Consider the following 1665-nt stretch of genomic DNA (forward strand, 5'->3'; position numbering starts at 1 on the left):
CCCGGATCCACCGAACCCGGTCGTCCGACCGGCTGACGAGGCTCGGACAGGATCTCATGACCCGTCGACGGCAGCAACGCTCCGTAACCATGGCCAACGGCGGTCGGATGACCAGCAGACCGGCCTCGGGTGACGCGCCGGACGCCCTGCAGCCGATTTCCTCCCACGCTGACGCCAGCCCCCCGGAGCGGCCGATGGGTGCGGTGCGACCGTCAGGCGAGAAGCGGGATCGCCCGGAGGCGCGCGAGGGCGGCGGCGAACTCGGCGGCCCACGGCCAGCGCGCCGGGAAGTGGAGCGTCAGCCGCCGTGCACTCCGGGTGCACCGCCCAGCAAGGCCGAACAGCCGCCGCCGGAGGGTCTTGGTGGTGACGATCCCGGCACCCAGGCCGATCCGGGCCGTCCAGCGGGCGAGGTTGTGGGCCAGCACCTGGACCGCGAGCCAGGCGGCGTTGGCGGCGAACTTCCCCGACGGCAGGTGGTTGAGCCCCATCCCGTACTTGAGGTCCCGGATCGCGTTCTCGATCTCGGCATGGCGGCGGTGATCGGCCTCGAGCGAGAGGGTGTCGCCAACCCGGTCGGTGATGAACGGGTGGTAGGCATAGAGGGTGAGGAGGGCGAGCTGGGAGCCCTCCTTGGGACGGACGCGCCGGACGATCAGGCGGACCGGTGTCGCGTCCTTCTCGGTGGCGAACGGGGTGTAGACGACCTCCGCCACGTCGGCGCCGCCCGCGATCGGGTACGCGATCGGGGTCCACTCCTCCTCCGGGATCGTCTCGATGCGCGCGCGCATGGTCCCGTGCATGCGGAGCGTGATGCTGAAGCGGACGTCCATCTTCCGGCAGACGGCCACGACGGCGTGGGCATAGAACCCGGAGTCGGCCCGCATCGTGAGCTCGCCGGTCGCGCCGGCGTGCCGGACCCGCCCGATCGTCTCGCACAGGAAGTGGGCGGCACCCCGGACGGTGTTGGCCCGGCCCTCGCGCAGGCGCGCCATCAGGACATCGCCCGTGCCCGCCGCGACCGCGAGGAGCGGGTGGTAGCCGCGCACCTTGGTGTAGCCGTGGTGGAGGGCGCCCTCCTTCTGGAGGCCGTACGTCTCGCAGATCGTCGAGTCGAGGTCGATCGTGAGCGGAGCATCGCCAGGTCCCGCTCCCGCTGCCCAGGCCCGGGCGAGGAGATGGCGGCTGACGGCGTCGAGCTGGCGGACGTGGCCCCAGCGGAAGCTGCGCAGGAACGTGCCGAGCGTCGACGCCGCCTTCACGACGAACCCGAGGACGCCCTCCGTCCCGCCCGCCTGGAGCGCGGCCGCGTCGTCGATACAGTCACCACCCGCGAGGGCCGAGGCGACGAGGGTCAGGAACTTGTCCCCGACGTTCGCCCGGCCTGGCGCCGTTCCGAGGTGGAGGTGCTCCTCGACGAGTCCCTTCAGGCCGAGATGCTGGGCCAGGGTGGCGGGCAGGAGGAGGCCCGCATCGGCCACCAGACGGTCGTCGTCAAAGGCCGTGGCGAGCCGGTCGAGGCTATGGGAAGATCGCATCGAACAGGTGCTCCACTCGGTCGGGCTGATGGGGTTCTCTCAAGGCCATCATTCCCGATCAGAAGGGCACCTGTTCGTCTGTCCCGGATGATGAATCACGCCCGGGGTTCGGTGGATCCGGGCTTAT

At 71.0% G+C, this 1665-nt stretch carries 1 protein-coding gene; it reads right to left on the reverse strand.

The features are described 5' to 3' along the window. Positions 1-212: 212 nt before the first annotated feature. The gene (locus tag IVW53_15905) at positions 213-1538 is read right to left on the reverse strand and encodes an IS1380 family transposase (protein ID MBF6607047.1); all 1326 of its coding nucleotides are present in this window, start codon (positions 1536-1538) and stop codon (positions 213-215) included. Positions 1539-1665 lie beyond the last annotated feature (127 nt).

The sequence above is a fragment of the Chloroflexota bacterium genome (genome assembly GCA_015478725.1).
Lineage (GTDB): Bacteria > Chloroflexota > Limnocylindria > Limnocylindrales > CSP1-4 > C-114.